Raw genomic sequence first — 23248 nt, forward strand, 5'->3', positions numbered from 1 at the left:
TATTCATAGTTTATTTGTGGCAAACATTAAATTATAATGTACAAGCCATTACATTTGACGAATGTTAAGTAGGTTAACGTAAATTTTTCAAAATTAAATTTATACTGTTAAAACTATTAAATTAGAGTTAACCAAGCAAATATACGATTTTTTCGATAAAATACAATTTTAGTCGATAAAACGTGTTAAATTAGTTATCGACATACGCTTCTCATAAGATAAAGTTTTATGAATTGTTAAAATTTGATGAACTAAAAATAAATGGAATATTATATTTTTTATTTTCACTAAATCTAATATATTTGCCATCACAAAAGGCGGGAGTAGCTCAGTTGGTAGAGCGTCAGCCTTCCAAGCTGAATGTCGCCGGTTCGAACCCGGTCTCCCGCTCTAGAGCTTCATCTTCGTTGATGGAGCTTTTTTATTTTATATCTGATCCCTTGTAAATTATTCGGGGTGCTATCTACCATACATCCTAGTCCTTAAAAACAATCAACTTTGATGCTAGTATTCTAAAGGGCATTAAAAGAATAACTGTAAGTGCCGTAGCAACTAAATAATGGATATTTAAATTTAATGCTATGTTGTAAAAGATATTGGCACAGGTATAAAAGAAAAGGATAAAGCAAACAAAGCGGAATAATTTTTTCTTGTTGTGTTTGGTCTTAAATAAATATCTTAACTGAACCATGTATAGGAAGATATAATTGATTCCGTATACTATTATAAAGGATAAGGTTTGATTTACTTCTAACAAGTTTACCATAAATATTAAGCCCAAAAAAACAAATCCATAGCTCAATAGACTGATGAGAATATATCTAACAGTCAAAGCTTTATTTTCTTCACTGAGTAATTTTTGGAACTTAAACATTTCTTGTGAATCGTTTACAAACCTCTTGGTGGTTGTTTTTCGGCTAAAACTATGGTCCAAGGAATAGGGGATTCGACAGCGATTACCTTTCCGAATTTTTTTCAATAAGTTTTACGATAGATTTTTTTGACCAGTGATTTAAATGTCCTGGTGTATTCCCGAAGTCTTTTACATATTTCAATCTACACATATTTAAAAATCGCCACAAAGGTTCTCTTGGTACACCCAAGATCAAGTATTTTTGGGATACTCTTTTTATTTCATCTAAGGCAGTTTCAGGATAGTCGAGATGTTCTAAGACTTCAAGTAAAAAAATTAACTCTATACTAGAGTTATCATATTTAAGTTCGTAAACACTTTCTTGAAAAATATTTAAATCTGGATTATTTCTTTTTGCAACACCAACCAAGTTTTCAACATATTCTGAAGCTGTTAAATTAGAAACGAATTGATGAAGTTTGATAGTAGATCTTCCTTCTCCACAACCAATCTCATGAGCAGATTTAATTTCTGGTATTTTTTTTAATAATTTTTCTACAGATTTGAAATAACTATTTACCAGATATTTTGCAATGAAGCCTTCGTTCTCGTATTTGCCCGAGAAGTCTTCAGTTTCTGGAGTCGCTTTTAATTTGGAGTGGTCAATTTTTTTCAAAACTAGTCTTTTTTGAAATCTGTTATTGGTTGCATTTGATCAAAGATAATTATTTGAAAAATTATTTTGACAAGCGCTCATTGTCCTGTATATCCATCCACATTGCAAATAAGAAGGACTGAAAACCAGAAATAGTTAGAAAAATAAAAATAATCAGGTAGTCTGTTGGAGTCTTTACATTAGGGGTGAAAAAATTATACAACAAGTGGTAAAGGAAATAAGAGTTTATAATTCCTATGAGAATAGCTACCCAATACAAGACGAATAAAGGATGGAAACTTCTGTAGAGATATTTTATGGTTAATCTTTTAAAAAAGCATCGAATTAATAGGAACAGAATGGGAAATGTAACCTTTATGACGCTTAATTTAGATTGTTCTCCAACACCGTAAACAGGTTTTATTTTGACTTCTCTTATGGTACAGAAGGCAATATTAAGTTTTACCAATACATCATTTGGCATGCCATATCTTTTGTAGATCTTATATAAAGGGATAGAGTTTAATGCGTTATTTGACATTGCTGTATATCCACTTTGTGTATCAGAAATCCCCCAGTAACCGGAAACTATTTTTGTGAGAATACTCAATATAGAATTTCCGAAGAAACGTATTCTTGGAATAATCACCCATGCACTTTTATGAATTAATCGATTTCCTTTTACGTAGTCAATGTCTTCGTAAACGACAGGGTTGCAAATGGATTCTAGTTCATTAGGATCCATTTGGCCATCACCATTCATGACCACAGCGCAATCAATATCATGATCTTTACACCATTTATATCCGGTTGCAACCGAAGCTCCTACACCACCATTTTTTAAGTGTTTGATCAAAATTATTTTGTCATTGTCGGGATCTTTGTTGACAATTTCTATAGGAGTAAACTTTTTTACTTCCTCTATGTTTTTTTGATGTACCTCTATATCGGCTTGATTATAGATCGTAGGGGTAATATTCTTTTTGAGATTTGAAGACATGGTAAGAGCAGAGGTGTTATCTCCTTTTAGATATTCCGTAACAACCTCTACGGTATTGTCTTTGGATACATCATCAATGACTATGATACGATCTACGAAATCGGGTAAACTATCAATGACCATAGCTATTTGTGTGCCTTCATTATAGCAAGGAATTACAATAGCGATTGTTTTGTTGTTTAACATTGTCTACTTTTTAATTAAGTGTCAATTTAAGTTGTCTGAAGCCCATTTAAGGTTGTTCTTAGCCAATTGGTAATCTGGAGCAATGTCTAAGGATTTCTTGCAGGCTTCAAATGCAAGTTTCCATTGTTTCATTTGGTTATGTGCCGAACAGATGTTGTTGTAGGCATAAGCATTATTTGAATCTATTTCTAGAATATTTCTACATATGGAAATAACCGATTGATATTCCCCTAAATTATAATATTTTAAACTTAATTCTAGTAATTTATTAATATCAGCGTCATGTATTGCCTTTTTTCGATCTGCCTCAATTTCTTGTTTTAATAGGGTGATTTTTGAAGATGTATTTTTTAATAAGCTTTTTGATTGGGCATGATTAGGGCTTTTTTTAAGGCTTGATTTAAGTATTTTTTTGCCTCTACATATTTATTTCTTTCATATAAATATCTTCCATAAAAATATTCTGGAGTAGGGGAAGATGAATTTAGGTTAATGGCATATTCAAAATGTTCTTTTGCTTTTTGATGGTTGTTTTGAGCGCCATACAAAATACCCATATTGACATGTAGAACATAGTAGTTAGGTTGTATTTGATACGCTTTGTTATAGTAATCAAGTGCAAGGTCGTAATTTCCCTTCTCCATCTGACTTAATCCGTAATTCATCAATCCACGTCCATTTTTTGGGCTTTTAATGGTAACATCTTTCCATAAGGATTCTGTAGACCCCCAGACCTTATTTCTTTGAATGGTTCCATAAGCATGAGCACTAATTACTACCAGAAATAAACCTATGAGAATAGATGCTTTCTTTTTGTTCTGGATCAGCTTATATTTTTCGAATATTATTAGAAGAGCCCATGGGATAGCTATGAATAAACCTATAAAAGGAAAAAAGTGCGATGATCGTTGGCGATTTGAAAAAGAGGATTTAATGTAGTAGGTAATGAAGCAATAAAAAACCACGAGAATCCAAAAGAAATAGGTCTTAATTTCTTTTGAAAGGAAGTTTTTATCATGACTGCAACCATTATAAGAATTACAATAAGTCCAGATAAAATACGAAAATCATACCATGGTTTGATGATAGCAACATCGGGATCGGCACTTAAGTTAATGGGTAAAATGAAGTTTCCTAGATAATGCAGAGTAACAAAAAACTGGGTGCTAATATATTCAAATCTGGTAATTGTGTAATTTGTAGATACCGTGGCCTCCGGTGTTAGATAGTACTGATTGAATATGAATAATGAAGTTAAAACTATCGCAGTAGGCGCTACTTTTTTTGAAAATGTAATTAACTTTTTTTAGTGTCTGTTTTGAAATTAGTTAGCAGTGAATGTTCTTCAAATAGTAATATATACATAAACAATATAGGTAAAAACATTACCCCTGTTTGTTTTGTCCATACTCCAATTATGGCAGTTATTAGATACAAATGCCATTTTTTTCCGAAAGGATGTATATATAAAAGTAAAGACATAACTACACAAAGCGTGGAAAAAGAATCAGACCGTGCACATATATAATTGATAGTTTCTGCATTTGTAGTATGAACGGCAAACCATGCTGTAGACAATAAAGCAGTTATGATTATCCCTTTGTTCGAGGATTCAGAGAGCTTATAAATCTTTTTGATGAGAATGAATACGAGAATAATGAGAACCAGAAACCAAAAAAATATGTGATAGTGAAAAAACTCAGGATTTAAACCACCTCCCAACTTATAGTCCAAAGCATTCATCAATGTTATCATAGGGCGATAAGATCTATTTGCGGGTAAGGAACTAAAAGTGTCAGCGTTGGTAAAGAATTCTGTCCAATTGTCTAAACTCTGAATGGACTCATTTTCAGTAATTGTATGAAAGTCATCAAAGAAAAAAGGATTGTCAAAGTGATTTAAATAAACAACAAAAGTCACAATAAGTATTGTAGATAAAGCTACCGTTTGAAAAGTTCGGTTAGTGAAGTTGTTAAACATATACTTTTAAATTGTAAGCGTAATCCTTAATAAATATTGACAGCAATAATTACCAAAAATTATTTGATGTTAGAGTTAGCTCAAGTAAGAAATACTTTTACAGAAGCTAAATATAAGAGTTTTTATGATTTCGTTATGATTTTGAAAGTTCCTTTCTTCTCGGGTTAATGTATAATCTCAAATATTAGAGAAGGGTATATTCATAATTTTTAGGAATATTTTGTTTATTTAAAAAATAGACAAACCTGTAAGTGTTGTTAATCGCTCTAAAGCAAACATGCCCAACTCAGAGTTGCCTTTTGGATTGAGAGGTGGGCTCCAAACGGTTACGGTATATTGCCCGGGATGTACTGCCGCTATACCCCCACCAACACCACTCTTACCTGGTAAACCTACTCTAAAGGTAAATTCTCCAGCTTCATCATAGAACCCACAGGTTTGCATAATAGCGTTAATTCGTTTTACTTTTTGAGGTGCCAGAATTTGTAGTCCATCAGATAGTTTTTTGCCTTGATTGGCATAAATCATAAATGCTGTGGATAGTTCTTTGCAAGACATCGCCACTGCACATTGAAAAATATAAAAGTCCAACACTGTTTCGATATCGTTTTTAATATTTCCAAAGGACTTCATTAAGTTCAGTAGAGCTGCATTTCTGTGGCTATACTTTTTTTCAGAATAGAATACTTCTTTATTGATGTCCATAGTTTTATCACCTACTATAGTATGAATAAAATTGAGAAAGTCTTTTTTAGGATTGTCCAAAAGTGAGATTAAGACATCCGAAATTACCAAAGCACCCGCATTGATAAAAGGGTTTCTTGGAATGCCTTGTTCATACTCTAATTGTACAAGAGAATTAAAAGGGTCTCCAGAAGGCTCAACATCTACACGCTCAAACAAACTATCATCGGTTAATGACATTGCCAGCGTAAGTGCAAAAACCTTTGAGATACTCTGGATAGAAAATCGCTCTTGATAATCTCCAAAATAATAATGTCCGGAATTAATACAATACAAATTCATCCCGAACTTATTTGGATTCACTTTTGCGAGTTCAGGAATATAAGAGGCAACCTTGCCTGCGCTTTGTTTTGTATCTAATTCTTCCTGTATTTGATTAAGTATATCCTGATAATTCATTATCAAAAGTTAGTTGAGTTCACTTAAGGAACTTCCAGATTCAATCTCGTATGGAGTTTTGTCTTTTTCAAAAATACGAGCGGTTAGATTTCCTCCCAGTGTAATTTTATCTCCTTCTACTTTTAACCAACTTCCTTCTCGTAAACCGACTACCGGTTGTGTATTGAGGTTGTGAAATTCTTTGATACGAGTCTCACGCGTTTCTCCTTTATGAGTAGAATTAGGGTCTGGATCCAAATAATGTGGATTAATATTAAAAGGAACAATACCCAAAGTTTTCAAACTAGGTGGATGTACAATCGGCATATCATTGGTGGTTTGCATGGTTAAACCACAAATATTACTGCCTGCGCTAGTTCCTAAATAAGGCGTGCCGGACATAACAGCGTCTTTTATTAGCGGAATGCATTCGTTACGATACAATTGATCTACCAACAAAAATGTGTTTCCTCCTCCTGTATAGATACCTTGTACATTCTTAAAAGCTTCTTGCGCATCAGAAAACATATGAATGCTAACAATGCGTTTATTTATTTTCTTGAAAATATTATTAATACCAATAGTATATTCGTCATGGGAGATGCCTCCGGGGCGGGCGTACGGAATGAAAAGAACTTCGTCTCGGCCTTGGTACAATTCTTCCAACGTGCCTAACAAATATTCTAGTGGTTGGCTACCATAAAGGGTAGAGGTGCTGGCGATAATGCAATTTGTCATTAATTTTTCTTATAGGTGGTTTAACTTTTTCTTATAGCGAAATACCGAGGTAAGATAAAAAAATGTAGTATCTTTTTGAAGAAAATTAACCCTGTTTACAATGAAAGTGAAATTAGCCATCCTATTTATCTGTTTAGTAGTTACTCAATCTATTTCTCAAATTACTTCAAGAGTTATGATCGAAGGTAAAATTAGTGCTCCAATCGGTGATGATGTCGAAGGAGTAGTGATTTATAATCGTAGCTCAAATAAAGGAACGATCACCAATCAAAAAGGAGAATTTAAAATCAATGCTGGTATTAATGACAAAATAGAGATTGTGGCAATGCAGTATCAACACTTTTTGGTATTGATAGATAAGGGAGTGGTAGATAGTAAAAGATTGAATGTATTTCTTAATGAATCTGTAAATCAATTAGAAGAAGTAGTTGTTACTCCTTATGATCTATTAGGGAATGTATCTGTGGATGTCAAAAAAATAGGTTTTAGTGAAAGTGGAATAGGAGAGGTCTCCAAAGAAACCTCGACGAGAATTAATGATACCGATTATGATTTTAGACCAGATGAAGTGAGTACACTCGAAAACAAAGTTTTTTTGGAAGACAGGATGATTAATGGTTTGAACTTTGTCAATCTTTTTAAGTTGGTATACAATAATAAAGAGAGTTCAAAAAATAAAAAAAGGCCCAAAGATATTGATGTCAAGATGAGAGATATGTATAATGATGATTTCTTTAGAAACTTCTTGGCTCTTGAGATGGACCAGATTAACGACTTTATCTTCTTTGCCGAAGATAATGGGTTGGATAATGCATATTTCGAAACCGGTAAAGAACTGGATCTTCTTCAGTTTTTGGTGTATCAAAGTAAATTATACCGTCAGCGACAATAGTTTTGTAACGAACGGATCCAAGTAACGTCTTTTACGTAGCGCTTAGTGGATACTTCACTGGGTTTCTATTTCGTAATTGATGAAAAAAACTATTACTCTTTTTATGTTACTAGTGTTACCTATTGGTTTTGGGTATGCGCAAATGCTTAAGGGTAGGGTGGTTGCAGATTCAATACAAGGGTATGCAATCAATATTGTTAATTACTCTAATCTAAAGGGAACTACTAATGACGAGAATGGGTTTTTCAATATTCCTGCAAATGTTGGGGACTCTATTGTCTTTTCTTCAGTTCAATACAAAGCAGTTACTCTAAAAGTGAGTGAAGAGGATTTGGATAATGAAAACTTAGAAATTGTCTTGTCTACCAAAGTACAATTGCTTGATCGTGTAAAAGTAAGTAATGTTGAATTGTCTGGATACCTTAATGACGATGTGGGTAAGGTAGAATTGTTACCTTATGTAGATAATAAAATTTTAGGGCTTCCTTTTAGTGATAAACCACAACCTACACAAATAGAACGAAGGATTTATACTGCAAAATCAGGGATTTTGGAAAGGCCTATCAATTATTTGAATGGTACTCTCAAAAAATTAAAAAGAATTAAAGCGCTTCAAGATCTAGATAAGGTAGTACATCAGGGTGAGACCTCTTTTGACACTTCTTTTTTTGTGATTGCTCTGGAGATTCCTGAGGAGTTGGTTACTGATTTTATTTATTATTGCGCAGAGGACGATTACTTTAAAGATTTGTTGACAAATTCAAAAAAGTTGAGCCTGATGGATTTTTTTAAAGGTAAAGCAGTATTATATCGAGAACACAAAGAGCTGGATTAATTATTTTAAGTACATTTAACCCTTTATAATTTTTTATAAATATGAAAAAGAGCTTAAGTCTTGTGTTGTGTGTTATGGTGATTGCTTTGAGTTCGTTCGTTGCTCATAAGTTTTATGTCAGTGTTACACAAGTCGAATATAATAAAGAACAACAATCACTTCAGATTATTACCAGAGTTTTTATCGATGATATCGAAGAAGTACTTCGACAGCGATATGATGCAAAAATTCAACTAGAGCCAAATGCAGAAAGTCCAAATGTCGATGAATATTTGGAGAAATACTTCGATCAAAAAATCACTTTTATCATTAATGGAGAAGAAAAGCCTTTCGTATTTTTAGGAAAAGAATATGAAGATGATCTGATCCTCTTATATCTGGAAATAGAAAATATAAATAGTTTAGAAACTTTTGAAATATCCAATCAAGTATTAATGGATCTTTTTGAAGAACAACAAAATATTATTCATGTTAAAAATGAAAACATCCGCAAGAGCCTTATCCTAGAAAAAAGAAGGGATACAGGGATGTTAAAATTTAGTGAATAAATCTTTAAGCTTTTAAAAAACAACTATTTTGCAAATCATTTCAATTAACTCAAATTCATTCCAATGAAAAAGATTCTTTTACTTCTTTTGGGGGCTATGATGGTATCTGGGGCCTATGCACAAGACCAAGGGAACGATAGAGGTGCGCGAAGATTAGGGCACACAAATCAAAACAAGTTCAAACAAATGTATGAGGAGTTTGCAACTCCTAATATGTACCGTACAGCTTCTGGTGCACCGGGAGCAGCTTATTATCAGCAGCAAGCAGATTACAAAATGGATATCGAGCTTGATGATAAGAACAAAAAAATAACGGGTAAAGAAACGATTACATATACCAATAATTCACCAGATGATTTAGAGTTTTTATGGGTGCAATTGGATCAAAATATGAGAGCAAAAGATTCTAAAACTCCATTAATACAACCGGATGGAGTGGCAGGAGCAGAACAGCCTGGAACTTTTGCGGCTAAATACCTTGGAGCTCCTTTTGATGGAGGATTTAATATTACTGCAGTAAAAGATGCTAATGGTAGTCCTCTACAGTATACCATCAACGCTACGATGATGCGTGTAGAAATGCCAAAGGATCTTAAGTCTGGAGAGAAATTTGTATTTTCTATCGATTGGTGGTATAACATTAATAACCATGTTCTTAAAAGAGGGAGATCTGGATATGAAGAGTTTGCAGATGGAAACAGAGCTTATGTAATCGCTCAGTTTTATCCTCGTATGGCAGTATATAATGATGTAGAAGGATGGCAAAATCACCAGTTCTGGGGAAGAGGAGAGTTTGCATTACCTTTTGGAAACTTTGATGTGAACATCACTGTACCTTCAGACCATATTTTGGATGCTACTGGAAAATTAACGAATAGAAAAGAGGTTTTTAGTAAGGAAATGATGAGTCGCTACGAAAAGGCTAAGAAATCCTATGATAAACCAGTAATTATAGTAAGTCAAAAAGAAGCTGAAGCAAAAGAGAAATCATTTGCTAGCGATAAAAAGACTTGGAGATTTAGCGCTAAGAATGTTCGTGATTTCGGATTTGCTAGTTCTAGAAGATTTATATGGGATATGATGGCTGTTAAAGTCGGAGGAAAAGACGTAATGGCTGTTTCTATGTATCCAAAAGAAGGAAATCCACTTTGGGAAGATTGGTCTACAAAAGTTGTGGCAAGTACCTTAAAATCGTACAGTCGAATGACTTTTGATTATCCATATCACAAAGCCATTTCTGTGCATGCCAAAAATCAAGGTATGGAGTATCCTATGATTTGCTGGAATTATGGAAGACCAAATCCTGATGGTACCTATAGCGATAGAGTTAAATATGGAATGATGAGTGTGATCATCCACGAAGTTGGACATAACTTCTTCCCGATGATTGTAAATAGTGACGAGCGTCAGTGGACTTGGATGGACGAAGGATTAAATACTTTTGTACAGTACGTAGCAGAACAGGATTTTGCAGAATGGTATCCAGAAGCTGTAGCACCGCTTAAAAAATATCCTTCAAGAAGAGGTCCTGCACAAAAAATCATTCCTTATATGAGTGGAAATCAGGATTTCTTATCTCCAATTATGACACAATCTAACAATATCCATCAATTTGGGCCTAATGCATATGCAAAGCCTGCAACTGGTTTGAATATATTGAGAGAAACTGTTATGGGAAGAGAGCTTTTTGATTACTCTTTCAGAACGTATTCTCAGAGATGGATGTTCAAACATCCAACTCCAGAGGACTTTTTCAGAACTATGGAAGATGCTTCTGCTGTAGATTTAGATTGGTTTTGGAGAGGATGGTTCTACACTACCGATTATACAGATATCGGAGTAGGAGAGGTGAAGAAGTTTGTAGTATCCAAAGAAGCTACTCAGCAGGCTAAAGACTTTGCAGCTGCTCGTGGAGTAAGAGTTGAAGACTTTGGACCATTAGTATTTATGGTAGAAGAAGGTAGTGACGAATACAATACGATTAAGAGTAATGGAAACATTATTGATAATGCGAAGACCCTAAAAGAGTATGTAATGGATAACTTCTCTTTGGGAGAAAGAGAGAAATTAAAAGAGCCTAAGTATTTTTATGAGGTTACTTTTGAAAAGCCAGGAGGTTTAGTAATGCCATTAATTGTAGAATATACTTATGAGGACGGTACTTCCGAAACTGTTACTTATCCTGCAGAGATCTGGAGAAAAAATGACACAAGAGTTAAACGTGCTATAGCTTCAGAAAAGAGTATTACCAAAATAGTGGTAGATCCAAATTTTGAGACTGCTGATATAGATACGTCAAATAACAGCTGGCCACAAGACAATCAAATTGGTAAATTTGATAAATTCAAAAACAAAGTGAAGGGAAAATAACCCAAGCATAAAATTTTCATAAACAAAGCCATCACATTACTTGTGATGGCTTTTGTTTTATGGATATTACCTATATTTGTACCCGTATGATGACAGTACCTTTATTTATAAGTGGAGCCGAAATTGCCTTTATCGTTTTTATATTGGTAATGGTTTTTGGTGCGGATAAAATACCTGAAATTGCTCGAGGCTTAGGTAAGGGAATGAGAATCGTAAAAGATGCTACAAACGATATCAAAACCGAGATTACCAAAAGCGCAGAAAAGCATGGTATGGATACCGAGATTACTTCTTCTATTACTACAGATATCAAAAAAGAAATCGATCAGGTAAAAGACGATATTGGAGAGATTACCGGTCCGGTAAAACGGAAATTGTAATTTCAATTTTCAAACCACTTACGTTTTTGATCAATTTTCCTTGTAGATTTTAATTTTTTTTCAAAAAAAACACATTTTTTTTGCCGACATGATATTTTTGAATACCAACCGGTAAGAGCTACTGTGTTTACTGGTGTTTCGGGGAAATTTTATCTTAATAACAAGGTGCTATGCGAGCATAATATCACGTTTTTTATTGCGATTACCGCAAAAAATCAATCAAATATTTAGAATATATTTAATATATTAGGAGTGAAATTAACTAAATGATAAATTTCGATGATTTTTTCGATAATTTCATTTGCCAGTATTTAACACACAAACTCATAAATCTTATTCTAAAAATGAAAAAACTAATCCTTCTAAGTTTTGGACTTCTTTTGGTGTTTTCTTGTTCCAAAGAGGACCCAAATTCAGTTATTGATCCTATGGTAGAATCAACCGATTCTCAAAAAATTCTTTCTATAGAGGAGATCAACAAGTATATAGCTAACGAGCTAAAAGCAACAGGTGATCTAGTGTGGCGCGATGCACCAGCAATGATGCTATACAGCGCAGTAATGCATAGTGGGGGTATTCTAAGTGTTGGTTATGGAGAAAAAGGAGAAAGCTTTACTACGCAACAACGCTCTCCGAGATTGAACAGTGCTAAAAATAATCTTATTGATATCGTTCAAAATGCAGAACAGACTACAAAATCCAATGTCTTACAATATGAAGATGAGACCTTCAACTTTGTGGATTTTGAGATTTCTAGTTTGGAAACAGTGATTGCCTTGCAACAAGCAGATCAAGTACGATACATAGATACGTTTTATACCTCTTACTTAGAGCAAAATGATACGCAGCAAAAAGATTTTGGATGCGAACAAAGTGGACAAAATATTAATGGGAATGATTATCGTGTGATTTCTCCTAATGCATGGTTGCCATGGAATTTCGATATTCATAATGTACCACAAGCCTGGAATTATAGTACAGGAGCTGGAATTACTGTAGGGTTAATAGATACAGGGCTTTCTGCTAACCAAAGTTTATTGGGTAGCAATTTTAATGATGGAAGTTCTAATGGAAGATTCGTACAACGTTTTGGAACGTATATCGATTCTCCTTGGTGGTGGTCCAATAATGTAGATGGACCAAATGACAGATGTGGTCATGGTACATCGATGGCATCAGCTATTGCTTCTCCAAGAAATGATGATGGTATGCCAGTAGGAGTAGCGTACAATAGTAATTTGGTGTCTTATAGAGGAACTTCTGATGTAGTGCTAGAAGATTATCATGAGCGTAAAGGAGTTCGTGATGCTTTAAGAGCATTGGGGAATCGGAGTGATGTAAAAATCATCTCGATGTCTATAGGTTATCCATGGTCTATTGGTAATGTAAAGGATGCTGTTCGTTATGCTTACGGAAAAGGAAAAATGATTATTGCAGCAGGAGGAACTTCAACTTCGTTTACCAACTGGTATGGAGTTATTTTTCCAGCTAGTATGAGTGAAACCGTTGCTGTAACCGGAATAAAAGATAATGGGTATAACCGTTGTAGCAACTGTCACGATGGAAATAAGATAGATTTTACTATCGTGATGCAAAGAGCGGGAGATTCTGGCAGAAATGTTCCAGTAGTTGGATTTAACGGAGGAACTAGAAGTTATGTTGGAGGATCTTCGGTAGCTACTGCTACAACAGCAGGTATTGCAGCCTTGGTATGGGCTCGTAACCCAAATATGTCCAGAGCACAAGTACTGGATAAGTTAAAAAGAGCAGGAGATTTTTATCCTAGTCGTAATAGTCGATTTGGATATGGAAATATTAATGCACTGAAAGCAGTGCAGTAAGTTGAGCGAGTAATGATTTGTTTTCTGGGTTAGGTCAGAAAAGAAGAGTAAGGCGTCTCCTCTTGTACAAGAGGAGATGTTCTTTTTTGTATATATTGCTAAAGTACCCGACTTATCGTAAGACCATCTCGAATTGGAAGCAGTACGGTTTCAATACGAGTATCTTCAACCAATAGTTTGTTGTATTTAAGGAGTGCTTTGGTAGAAAGATCGTCTTCCTCTAAAGCTTCTATTACTTTGCCACTCCACAGTACATTGTCAGATAGTATTACGCCTCCTGGTTTTATTTTATTGATAATCAATTCAAAATAACGAGGATAATTGGGTTTGTCTGCATCTATAAAAACCAGATCAAATGCTAAATCAATACTAGGGATAATGGCTGTTGCATCTCCTATGTGTTGATGAATCTGGTTTCCATAAGGTGATAAATCAAAGTACTTGCGCTGAAAACTTTCCAGCTCTTCGTTGATATCTATGGTGTGCAGTTGTCCATCTTTTTGCATTCCTTCTGCCAGGCAAATTGCAGAATAACCGGTATAGGTTCCTATTTCCAAAATATGTTTTGGAGATATAAGTTTAGAAAGCATACTTAATACTCTCCCTTGATAAGCACCACTCAGCATACGAGGTTGTAAAATCTTTTGATAGGTTTCTCTGGTGAGTTGTTGTAGTAATTCGGGTTCCTGTTGTGTGTGCTGAATTACATAATTGTCCAATTCTTCTGGAATGAAGTGCATATATAAGTTTTTTGTAAAGCTTGATTGTGATAATTCATAAAAGGCTTTCTTGTTGTTTATCAATTAGAAAGCCTTTTGTGTATTTAAATGTATTGTTGGAAGAGTTAGGATTAATCCACTTTCATAGTCTCTCCCAAAATTTTGTTTGTTAAGTTTCTTTTGGCTTCTTCGTTATCTCCAAATAACCAATTTAGAACATTGCATTCCCAAATTTCGTCGTATTCTTTTTCATTGATAATATTACGTTCCAGGGCCAAATCCAATATTTTTCCAGGATAAGAAGATTGTGGCTCGCTTTCCATTTCTCCCAAAGGATAAGGGTCATCGAGCCCCATAATTACCTGTTTACTACCCTGTCGTTCTACAGTAAGTTTCAACGAATCTGTATCGTGAACCAAAGTGTCAAAATAGATGTTTGGATGTCCTACTGCTTTTCTTGGGTGTTGTTTTCCTTCAAAAAGATCGGGTCTACCATCAAAACCTTGAATACGCCGTCCAAGATTCATTTGTGCCAATTGCCCTCCGTGAGCAAAACAGGTTCTAATATTTGGATATCGATTTTGCATTCCATTTAAAGTGTAAAAATGATAAGCATCACCACATTGGGCCAGCATCCATACCAAATGAAAACGCCAGGCTACATTTTCAAGTTTTATCATTTTATCACCATCATAAGGGTGTACTTCGATAGCAAGTTTGTATTTGTCAGCAAGCTCAAAAATAGGATCGTTTTCCTCGTCAAAAATACATCGCCATTGTCCTATAGAATCCATAAAATGTGTAGGTAAGCATAAAACATACATGCCTAGCTCTTCTACACAGCGCTCAATTTCCCATAGTGCTCCATTAATAAATCCAGGATGCACTACAAAACCACAAGAAAATTTGTCTGGATGATCTCTCTGTACATTTGCGTTGAAATCATTTTGAAAACGCAAAGCGTGTTTCATTTCCTCCAATCTTAAGCCATTTCCATACAATTGCGAAAGATTAAGTACTACCGCATGATCAATCTTGTTTTGTTCCATCCATTCCAGTTTTTCATTCAAGAAAAAGCTGGAATGTGTTACCGGCCGTTTCCAGCCTTTTTGTAACATATATTTTCGCTCATCATCAACCCAAAAAATCTCCTTTTCTTTCATGAACTTCGGAATCTCCTCGGGATAGGGCAGTAAATGCGAATGTCCGTTAATTCTAAGTTTTCGTTTCATCTGTTTGTTATGTTGTTATGTAAGTTATTTGATGAGTTTTAGCTCATTAGCATGTTGTGTATCAGGATTTCTTTTGAGGAGGCTCCATTACAGCTCCACAGTTCGAACAAGTACACTTTTCTTTATCACTATAGTATTTGTCAAAAATGATAGGCATATCAGTTTCGATATTATCCAAAGCAAACTCCTCTCTATATAAGGGAGAATTACAGTTTTCGCAATACCATTCTAAAGCGTCCATCATACCTTCACTACGCGGATATTCAATAACTAAGCCTACTGTATTGGCCCCGCGTTGAGGTGAATGTGGTACCTTAGGCGGTAGGAGATAAATATCACCTTCTTTGATATGAACATCTTTAGGTTCACCATTCTCTATTATTTTTAGTACGATATCTCCTTCTACCTGATAGAAAAATTCTGGAGTCTCATTATAGTGATAATCTTTACGATTATTAGGACCACCAACAACCATGACTATAAAATCTCCATTTTCCCAAACACATTTATTTCCAACAGGAGGTTTTAACAGGTGTCTATGCTCTTCGATCCAGGCTTTAAAATTTAATGGTGAAACTAGATTATTCATAATATTCGTTCAATTTTGATAAGTATTCCTTTATTAAATGTAAGTATTTTGATTTGTATTTTATAATAACAAATGGTTAACTATAAGGACTTTGTCCTTCCTCCATCAACAGGAACATTAATCCCATTAATATACGATGCTGCTTCTGAAGCCAAAAAAGCAACAGCATTAGCAGTTTCCTCGGGTTGCGCAAATCTTTTGGCCGGAATATCATTCTTCATAGCATTTTCAACTTCTTCAATCGACTTACCAGTTTTTGAAGCTTTATTCTTAATGATTTGTGATAATCTTTCGGTAGCTGTAGCTCCTGGTAACACATTGTTAACGGTTATACCAAATTGTCCTAACTCATTGGCTAGTGTTTTTGACCAATTCGCGACGGCCCCTCTGATTGTATTTGATACACCTAATCCAGAAAGCGGTTGCTTTACAGAAGTAGAAATAATATTGATAATTCTACCATATCCTTCCTTTTGCATTCCGGGAACCAAAGCTTTTACTAAAATGTGATTACATTTTAAATGTTGCGTAAAAGCGCTTTCAAACTCTTGGACTGTTGCACCATATATAGGCCCGGCAGCTGGTCCTCCGGTGTTATTGATGAGTATGTGATAATTCTTTGTAGTGTTTTTTGTTTTTTCTTCTAAGTCAGAAGGGTTTTGAAAATCTGCAACCAAATAATCATGGGATTGTCCTTTGGTGGTATCCAGTTCTTTTAGCACCACTTGTAGCTTTTGTTCGTTTCGCGCTACCAAGGTAATATTGGCTCCCAATTCTGCTAATTGTAGGGCAGAGGCTTTTCCTATTCCCTGGGTGCTACCGCAGACTAATGCGTTTTTATGGGTAAGATTCAGATTCATCATAGAAACTTCTTATAGTGTTTTTAATATTGTATACATACGTTTTTAGGTTCCGTAAAGAAGCGTAAGGCTTCAAAACCACCTTCTCTACCGACTCCAGAATTTTTGATACCACCAAAGGGTGTTCGCAAGTCTCGCATCATCCATGTATTGATCCATACAATACCTGCGTGGATGTGTTTGGCCAAATACATACTTCGATTTAAGTTGTTCGTCCATATGGTACTGGACAAGCCATAGCGAACATCATTGGCCATAGATAATGCTTGTTCATCATTATCAAAAGGTGTGATGGTTACTACCGGGCCAAAGATCTCTTCCTGCATCACACTGCATTGCGTGGAGTTTACTTCTATAACTGTAGGTTGCAAGTAATATCCATTTTCATGGTCTTCAACGGTAACATATTCTCCACCACACAAAATAGTTCCTCCTTCTTCTTTGGCTTTATCTATGTAGGACTTTACTTTTTCGAGGTGGGGTTTAGAAACTAACGCTCCTAAGTTGGTCTCGGGGGCTAATGGATCCCCAACTTTTAATGCTTTGGTTTTTTCGACAAAATCGGATTTGAATTGATTATAAATACTTTTTTCAACAAAAATTCTTGAACCGCAGAGGCATATTTGTCCTTGATTGGCGAAAGAGGACCTGAGTGTAGTACTTAACATTTTGTCATAATCACAATCTGCGAATATTAGATTTGGATTTTTACCTCCTAGCTCTAGTGATAACTTCTTGAATGCTGGAGCAGCAACTTTTGCAATATGAGCTCCTGTTTTGGTGCCTCCCGTAAAAGAAATAGCTTTAATATCTGGGTGTTGGATAATAGCTTGACCTGCACTAGTACCCAACCCATGTACAATATTTAAAACTCCTTTGGGTAATCCTGCACTTGTGCAGATTTCTCCTAATAAAAATGCAGTCATTGGAGTAATTTCACTTGGTTTGGCCACTACGGTGTTTCCCGCAGCTAGAGCAGGCGCGATTTTCCAGGTAAATAAATATAATGGCAAATTCCAGGGAGAGATGCAGCCTACTACACCTATGGGTTGTCTTAACGTAAAATTGATCGCATCCAGACCACTGCTTTCGTGCGCTTCGCTTGCAAATTGCGTAATAGCATGTGCAAAGAATTGAAAATTAGAGGCTCCTCTTGGGATATCCACACTTTTGGCAAGGCCAAGAGGTTTGCCATTGTCTATTGATTCGGCTAGTGCTAGCTCATCTGCTTTTTCATTGATTAAGGTCGCGATTCTGGAAAGAATTTCGCTGCGTTGTTGCAAAGTGGTGTTGGACCAATTGGGATAGGCGTTTTTTGCCGCCGTGTAGGCCAGCTCAATATCTTCGGTAGTCGAATTAGGAATACGTCCATACACTTCACCAGTGGAAGGTTTGTAATTATCTATCCAGTTGTCTAGTACAGGAGGGATAAATTTGCCGTCGATATAGTTATGTATTTCTTTCATTCTTTAATTCAATTAGCTGAAAATGTATTTTAACTGTTCTGCTGTGTGCTTAAGATCTCCAGTATAGGTTTTGATTTCATTTTTGTTAAATCGTGCAGAAGGTCCTGAGGTACTTATAGCAGCTATGAATTTTCCATTGATGCCAAATACCGGAACTGCCACACAAACTAACCCGATTTCATTTTCTTCCATATCCAAAGCAAAGCCATTTCTTTTGATATTCTCAATTTCTTCGATTAACTTTTGTTTATTCGTAATGGTGTTTGAGGTTACCGTTTCCAATTCTAATTGCGCTACTGTTTTGTGATAATCCTGTATGCCAAAGGCGAGCATAATTTTCCCCAAACCTGTACAGTGCAAAGGTTTTTCGCTACCTATTTGTGAGTTGATTTGCAGATCATGTCTTCCTACCACCTTATCCAAAAAATATACCTTTTGATTTCTGCAAATCGCAAGATGGGCAGTTTCTCCTGCTCGTTTGACCAACTCTTCCATAAAAGGTCTGGCTTTGGATATAAAATTTTTATGAATACTTACTTTTTGGCCAAGCTCAAATAACTTCAATCCTAATCGATACTTTTCGTTTTCTGGATTTTGCTGAATTACATTTAGTGCTTCCATAGTGGCTAGCATTCTATATACCGCACTTTTGTTGGTACTCATTAAACGAGCAATTTCGGTAACCCCTAATTCTATTTTATCGGTAGAAAAGCAATCCAAAATTTTGAAGGCTTTTTCTACAGAAGTGTTTAGAATCTTTTTGTCTACCGTATCACTCATTTTTTGTGGATTTATGGTGTTGTTGATTAGGCTTGTTTCTTGTACGCGACTGCTTTGATCTCAATGAGCAGGTGCGGATGAGGTAGTTGGTGTACAGCTACCGTTGTTCGGGTAGGACCACTGTAATCAAAATACTGTGCATACACCTCATTGTATCCGCCAAAATCATTCATATTTACCAAAAAAGAAGTAATATCAATCACGTCATTTAGACTAGCTCCTTCTTCTTTTAAAATGTCATCGATATTTTCTAACACTGCCTTAGTTTGCGCCTTGATATCCAGGTTTGTTGTGCCAAATTCGTCGACTTCAACACCTTCAAAAGTGTTGTCTGGTCGTCTGGAGCTTGTTCCAGAAACGTATATAAAGTCGCCCACGCGTTTTACATGCGGGAACTTTCCTCTGGGAGTTGCTTTGCCTTTTACTAGTTTTCCGGTATTCATGTGTAATGATTGTTTTTTTAGATTACTTCAATCTGGCTATTTTGTCTTCTTCCAGAATTTCATCAGTTTCTTTTTGTACTTGTTTCAGGATTTGTTTCATGTCCAGATCCGCATCAATTTCTTTATCAGCAATCAAATTAAGCAGCGCTTTATCTTGAGCTCTACCTATTTTCATGGCCTTTGCATAGCTGATATGTTCGTTGAAAGTAACCATAGAATATTTTGAAGAATATTCCTCCGGAAATGCTTTTTCCAATTCCATTTCAAGTTTTCTTTTTTCTTTGAAAATAGGATTAGCAACATGGTCTCTCATCTCATAATAGTTGTCTATGGCCAGGTCTGCAATAGCATCGGTATCTTCCTTTCTTGCTTTTTGATACATTTTAAATACAGTATCCCAATCGCCTTCGTATTGATCTAAGATCTCATCAAAAACAACCACATCTTCAAAAGAGGCGTTCATTCCTTGTCCATAAAAGGGAACAATAGCATGTGCAGCATCCCCAATCAACAAAGTTTTTCCTTTATAATACCATGGGGAACACTTTACAGTTCCTAAAGATCCCGTTGGGTTATTAAAAAATTCATTTTTAAGATCCGGAATTAGTGATAAAGTATCCGGGAATTGAGATTCGAAAAACTCTCTTACTTTTTCAATGGTTGTTAGGTTATTGAAATTGTACTCGCCCTCATCATAAGATAAAAATAGGGTCACCGTAAAGCTTCCATCTAGATTAGGTAAAGCAATAAGCATGTACTGTCCTCTTGGCCAAATATGCAGATGGTCTTTGCTGATCTGATGATTACCCACTTGATCTGCAGGGATTTCTAATTCTTTGTATCCATGAGTCAAAAAATTCTGTGAATAGCTAAATAAGAACTTCTTCTCTAGATAATAACTTTTTCGCAATGCCGACCCTGCACCATCAGCTCCAAAAATCACATCTGCATCTACTGTAAATTCTTCTTTGGTGAGATAGCATTGAAATTCTGCTGTGGGTTTTTCGATATCAACGCCAATGCATTTTTTATTGAAATGGATGTTTACATTTTCGTGTTTCTCAGCTTCTGTCAGCAGTAAAGCATTTAGATCTCCACGAGATACAGAATTGATATATTCACCTGTTCTTCCCGAGTAGTTGGAAGCAAAAGTGTTTCCCTCGGTATCATGAATTAGTCGACCATACATCGGGATGGATAATGGCAATACTTTGTCTGCAATACCTACCATATCCAAGGCTCTTAATCCGCGATCTGATAGTGCTAGATTGATGGAGCGACCTGCAGAAATATCGGTAGTTCTCAAATCCGGTCGTCCTTCATACAATGATATTTTGTATCCTCGTTGTGCTAGGCGTAGTGCTAACATCGAACCACAAAGCCCTGCTCCAATAATAACAATATGTTCCTTTTTGCTCATTATAGCAATGTTTTTAAAATTTCGGTCATTCGATACACATCTTCAAAAGTATTGTAAAGAGGCACAGGTGCACAACGAATTACATCCGGTTCTCTCCAGTCAGTAATGATATGGTGATCTGTGAGTTTTTGATGTAAACTCTTATCTGCATGTTTCACCTGAATGGACAATTGACATCCTCGTTCCTCGGGATTACTCGGAGTAATAATTCGAATTCGATCCGTATCTATTTCGTTGATTAAATATTCAAAATACCCTGTAAGTGCTTTCGATTTTTCTCTTAGATTACTCATGCCTACCTCTTCAAAAATATCAAGAGATGCTTTGATAGCGGCCATGGATAGGATAGGAGGATTGCTGAGTTGAAACCCTTCTGCACCCGGCATTACATCAAACTCTTGACGCATATTAAACCGAGTATCTTTATTGTGACTCCACCAACCTGCAAAACGTTTTAAATCTTTATTATATGCATGTTTTTCATGTACAAATAAACCTCCAAGACTACCTGGTCCTGAATTCAAATATTTATAGGTGCACCAAGCTGCAAAATCTACTCCTGAGTCATGAAGATTGGGCATGATATTACCTGCACCATGCGCAAGATCGATACCTACCATACAATTTTTGGCATGTCCTAGGTCTGCAATTTGTTTGAGATCCAGATACTGACCCGTATAATAATTGAGTCCTCCAATTAATAGCAAAGCAATTTCATCTCCTTGCTCATCCAAAATTGTCTCCAGATCTTCCATCCGCAAAAGTTCCTCTCCTTCTCTGGGTTTCCATTCGATCAATCCATCTTTTGGGTCAAATCCATGGAAATGTAACTGAGATTCTACAGCATAACGATCAGAAGGGAAGGCGTCACTTTCTATGACAATTTTGTATTTTTTTGCAGAAGGCTGATAAAAAGAAACCATCAATAAGTGCAAATTGGTAGTGAGGGTATTCATGATCACCACTTCTATAGGTTTTGCTCCCATGATTTTTGCCATACTATCGGTCAAAAACTCGTGATAAGGCATCCAGGGATTCTTGGCTTCAAAGTGACCTTCGACACCAAAATGAGCCCAATCTTTTAATTCTTGTTGAATATATTGTTGTGTGGTTTTGGGTTGTAATCCCAAAGAGTTACCACACATATAGATCCAATCTTTTCCATTACTGTCTTTGGGAATATGGAACTTATCTCTATACGCCGCTAGCTTATCCTTTTGATCTTGTTCTTTTGCGAAATCCAGACTGGATTTTTGTAAGGTAGACATAAACGTGTTTTAATTATTGAAACAGTGTTTCACTAATTTACAAAAATCATCGAGCCCAGAAAAATATTTGGTTTAATTTTTTGAAAAAGAATTGTTAAATACGAATCACTTTATAACTGCAATAATCGTTTACGGTATTGAGTAGGGGTGTAACCCATATATTTTTTGAATTGTTTAGAAAAATAAGAAGGGTCGTTAAAACCACATTGATACATAGCTTCTGAAATGCTAGTATCGTCATGATTATCAAAAAACTCTTTGGCTTTTTTTATTCTGAATTCATTCAAAAAGCTAATAAAACTACGGTTAGTCGTATTCTTAAATAATCTACAAAATGAATTTGAAGTCAACCCTAGTCGTTGGGCAATTTTTTCTGATCCTATGTGTTCTGCATAATGTGTATTCACAAACTCATATACCGTCGCAATTCTCTCTAAAGAATGGTTACTGATATCTATAAAGGATTTGTTTTTTAAGAGTCGACATTGATTGTTGGCAACAGAAAGTTGGTAAAGAATATGAACGGTATTAAGAAGTTGTTCTGTAGGGTTTTGATTTTTGAGTTTCAAAAATTGGTTGGATAGTTTTTTGTGTGTTTCTGAAGAGAATATAATTCCATTTTTGGCGGAATCTATAAACTTTGATAATCCATTGAACTCTGGAAAATGAACTAGTTTTTCTTCTACAAAACTCTCTGGAAATTGAATTACAACTTCAACATTAGTTCTGAAATCTGTATTTCCAAATGGCATATGCGGGATATTAGGCCCAAGAAAAATTAGTAAACCATCGTCATAGGTTTCCGCATACGTATCAAGCTGTACCGTTCCTTTTCCATTTCTTATAAATACCAGTTCATACTCAGGGTGTAAGTGCCAGCTTACAATATTACATTGAGATTTATTCTTGTGATTGTAACTAGCTACTTTTAGTGAACTGGATTGGTTCAAATAAATTTGTTCGTATAATACTCCCATGAGACAAAATTATCATAATTAGATTTTATAGATATATTTTGGGGATATTTTGTCTTATAATTGGAATAATTTGTTTCAGTAGTCTCTGATTTAT

21 protein-coding genes and 1 tRNA gene are annotated in these 23248 nt (G+C 35.3%); 7 read left to right on the top strand and 15 right to left on the bottom strand.

The window, feature by feature from the left end; all coding sequences use genetic code 11:
- Positions 1 to 317 precede the first annotated feature (317 nt).
- A tRNA-Gly gene (locus AC0L3Q_RS05950) sits at positions 318 to 390 on the top strand.
- A 566-nt stretch (positions 391 to 956) separates the two neighbouring features.
- Here the strand turns inward: AC0L3Q_RS05950 and AC0L3Q_RS05955 are convergent.
- The 5 genes from AC0L3Q_RS05955 to pepE all read right to left on the bottom strand — a co-directional run bounded on the left by AC0L3Q_RS05955 (position 957) and on the right by pepE (position 6534).
- Positions 957 to 1529, bottom strand: coding sequence for a class I SAM-dependent methyltransferase (locus tag AC0L3Q_RS05955; protein WP_473285739.1), 573 nt, complete (start codon positions 1527 to 1529; stop codon positions 957 to 959).
- A 61-nt stretch (positions 1530 to 1590) separates the two neighbouring features.
- Entirely contained in the window at positions 1591 to 2694 is a 1104-nt protein-coding gene (locus tag AC0L3Q_RS05960) for a glycosyltransferase family 2 protein (RefSeq protein ID WP_473285740.1), read from the bottom strand.
- Between the two features lie 350 nt (positions 2695 to 3044).
- Entirely contained in the window at positions 3045 to 3659 is a 615-nt protein-coding gene (locus AC0L3Q_RS05965; protein WP_473285741.1) for a tetratricopeptide repeat protein, read from the bottom strand.
- A 1243-nt stretch (positions 3660 to 4902) separates the two neighbouring features.
- Entirely contained in the window at positions 4903 to 5817 is a 915-nt protein-coding gene (locus AC0L3Q_RS05970; protein ID WP_473285742.1) for a glutaminase, read from the bottom strand.
- A gap of 9 nt (positions 5818 to 5826) precedes the next feature.
- Positions 5827 to 6534 carry a dipeptidase PepE gene (gene pepE, locus AC0L3Q_RS05975; protein WP_473285743.1) on the bottom strand — a complete coding sequence of 236 codons (708 nt, stop codon included), beginning with the start codon at positions 6532 to 6534 and terminating at the stop codon, positions 5827 to 5829.
- A 100-nt stretch (positions 6535 to 6634) separates the two neighbouring features.
- On the opposite strand from pepE, the gene AC0L3Q_RS05980 reads away from it, so the two are divergent.
- From AC0L3Q_RS05980 to AC0L3Q_RS06005, 6 genes are all read left to right on the top strand, one after another.
- Positions 6635 to 7426 (top strand): carboxypeptidase-like regulatory domain-containing protein, encoded by a 792-nt coding sequence (locus AC0L3Q_RS05980; protein WP_473285744.1) that lies wholly within the window; start codon positions 6635 to 6637, stop codon positions 7424 to 7426.
- Between the two features lie 79 nt (positions 7427 to 7505).
- Entirely contained in the window at positions 7506 to 8261 is a 756-nt protein-coding gene (locus AC0L3Q_RS05985) for a peptidase associated/transthyretin-like domain-containing protein (protein WP_473285745.1), read from the top strand.
- A 41-nt stretch (positions 8262 to 8302) separates the two neighbouring features.
- Entirely contained in the window at positions 8303 to 8809 is a 507-nt protein-coding gene (locus AC0L3Q_RS05990; RefSeq protein ID WP_473285746.1) for a DUF6702 family protein, read from the top strand.
- 63 nt (positions 8810 to 8872) lie between these two features.
- Complete coding sequence (locus AC0L3Q_RS05995; RefSeq protein WP_473285747.1) at positions 8873 to 11179, top strand: M1 family metallopeptidase; 2307 nt, start codon at positions 8873 to 8875, stop codon at positions 11177 to 11179.
- Between the two features lie 86 nt (positions 11180 to 11265).
- On the top strand, positions 11266 to 11559 hold the full coding sequence (locus tag AC0L3Q_RS06000; protein WP_473285748.1) for a Sec-independent protein translocase subunit TatA/TatB: 294 nt from the start codon (positions 11266 to 11268) through the stop codon (positions 11557 to 11559).
- Between the two features lie 344 nt (positions 11560 to 11903).
- Positions 11904 to 13400 carry a S8 family peptidase gene (locus AC0L3Q_RS06005; RefSeq protein WP_473285749.1) on the top strand — a complete coding sequence of 499 codons (1497 nt, stop codon included), beginning with the start codon at positions 11904 to 11906 and terminating at the stop codon, positions 13398 to 13400.
- Between the two features lie 98 nt (positions 13401 to 13498).
- On the opposite strand, the gene AC0L3Q_RS06010 is transcribed toward AC0L3Q_RS06005, so the two are convergent.
- The 10 genes from AC0L3Q_RS06010 to AC0L3Q_RS06055 all read right to left on the bottom strand — a co-directional run bounded on the left by AC0L3Q_RS06010 (position 13499) and on the right by AC0L3Q_RS06055 (position 23154).
- Positions 13499 to 14140, bottom strand: coding sequence for an O-methyltransferase (locus tag AC0L3Q_RS06010; RefSeq protein ID WP_473285750.1), 642 nt, complete (start codon positions 14138 to 14140; stop codon positions 13499 to 13501).
- A gap of 110 nt (positions 14141 to 14250) precedes the next feature.
- Positions 14251 to 15351, bottom strand: a complete 1101-nt coding sequence (locus AC0L3Q_RS06015; protein WP_473285751.1) for an amidohydrolase family protein — start codon at positions 15349 to 15351, stop codon at positions 14251 to 14253.
- Between the two features lie 61 nt (positions 15352 to 15412).
- A complete protein-coding gene (locus AC0L3Q_RS06020; RefSeq protein ID WP_473285752.1) occupies positions 15413 to 15940 on the bottom strand; it encodes a 3-hydroxyanthranilate 3,4-dioxygenase in 528 nt (175 codons plus the stop codon).
- Between the two features lie 80 nt (positions 15941 to 16020).
- A complete protein-coding gene (locus AC0L3Q_RS06025; RefSeq protein ID WP_473286904.1) occupies positions 16021 to 16800 on the bottom strand; it encodes an SDR family oxidoreductase in 780 nt (259 codons plus the stop codon).
- Positions 16801 to 16823: 23 nt separating this feature from the next.
- Positions 16824 to 18266: an aldehyde dehydrogenase gene (locus tag AC0L3Q_RS06030; protein ID WP_473285753.1), complete on the bottom strand. Its 1443-nt coding sequence runs from the start codon at positions 18264 to 18266 to the stop codon at positions 16824 to 16826.
- Between the two features lie 12 nt (positions 18267 to 18278).
- Positions 18279 to 19046, bottom strand: a complete 768-nt coding sequence (locus AC0L3Q_RS06035) for an IclR family transcriptional regulator (RefSeq protein ID WP_473285754.1) — start codon at positions 19044 to 19046, stop codon at positions 18279 to 18281.
- 26 nt (positions 19047 to 19072) lie between these two features.
- The gene (locus AC0L3Q_RS06040) at positions 19073 to 19489 is read right to left on the bottom strand and encodes a RidA family protein (protein ID WP_473285755.1); all 417 of its coding nucleotides are present in this window, start codon (positions 19487 to 19489) and stop codon (positions 19073 to 19075) included.
- 22 nt (positions 19490 to 19511) lie between these two features.
- Positions 19512 to 20909, bottom strand: coding sequence for an FAD-dependent monooxygenase (locus AC0L3Q_RS06045; protein WP_473285756.1), 1398 nt, complete (start codon positions 20907 to 20909; stop codon positions 19512 to 19514).
- Positions 20909 to 22177 carry a kynureninase gene (gene kynU, locus AC0L3Q_RS06050; RefSeq protein ID WP_473285757.1) on the bottom strand — a complete coding sequence of 423 codons (1269 nt, stop codon included), beginning with the start codon at positions 22175 to 22177 and terminating at the stop codon, positions 20909 to 20911. The genes AC0L3Q_RS06045 and kynU overlap by 1 nt, the downstream gene beginning before the upstream one ends.
- A 110-nt stretch (positions 22178 to 22287) precedes the next feature.
- The gene (locus tag AC0L3Q_RS06055; protein ID WP_473285758.1) at positions 22288 to 23154 is read right to left on the bottom strand and encodes an AraC family transcriptional regulator; all 867 of its coding nucleotides are present in this window, start codon (positions 23152 to 23154) and stop codon (positions 22288 to 22290) included.
- Between the last annotated feature and the right edge of the window lie 94 nt (positions 23155 to 23248).

This window comes from Aquimarina sp. KJ22-3, assembly GCF_055808215.1.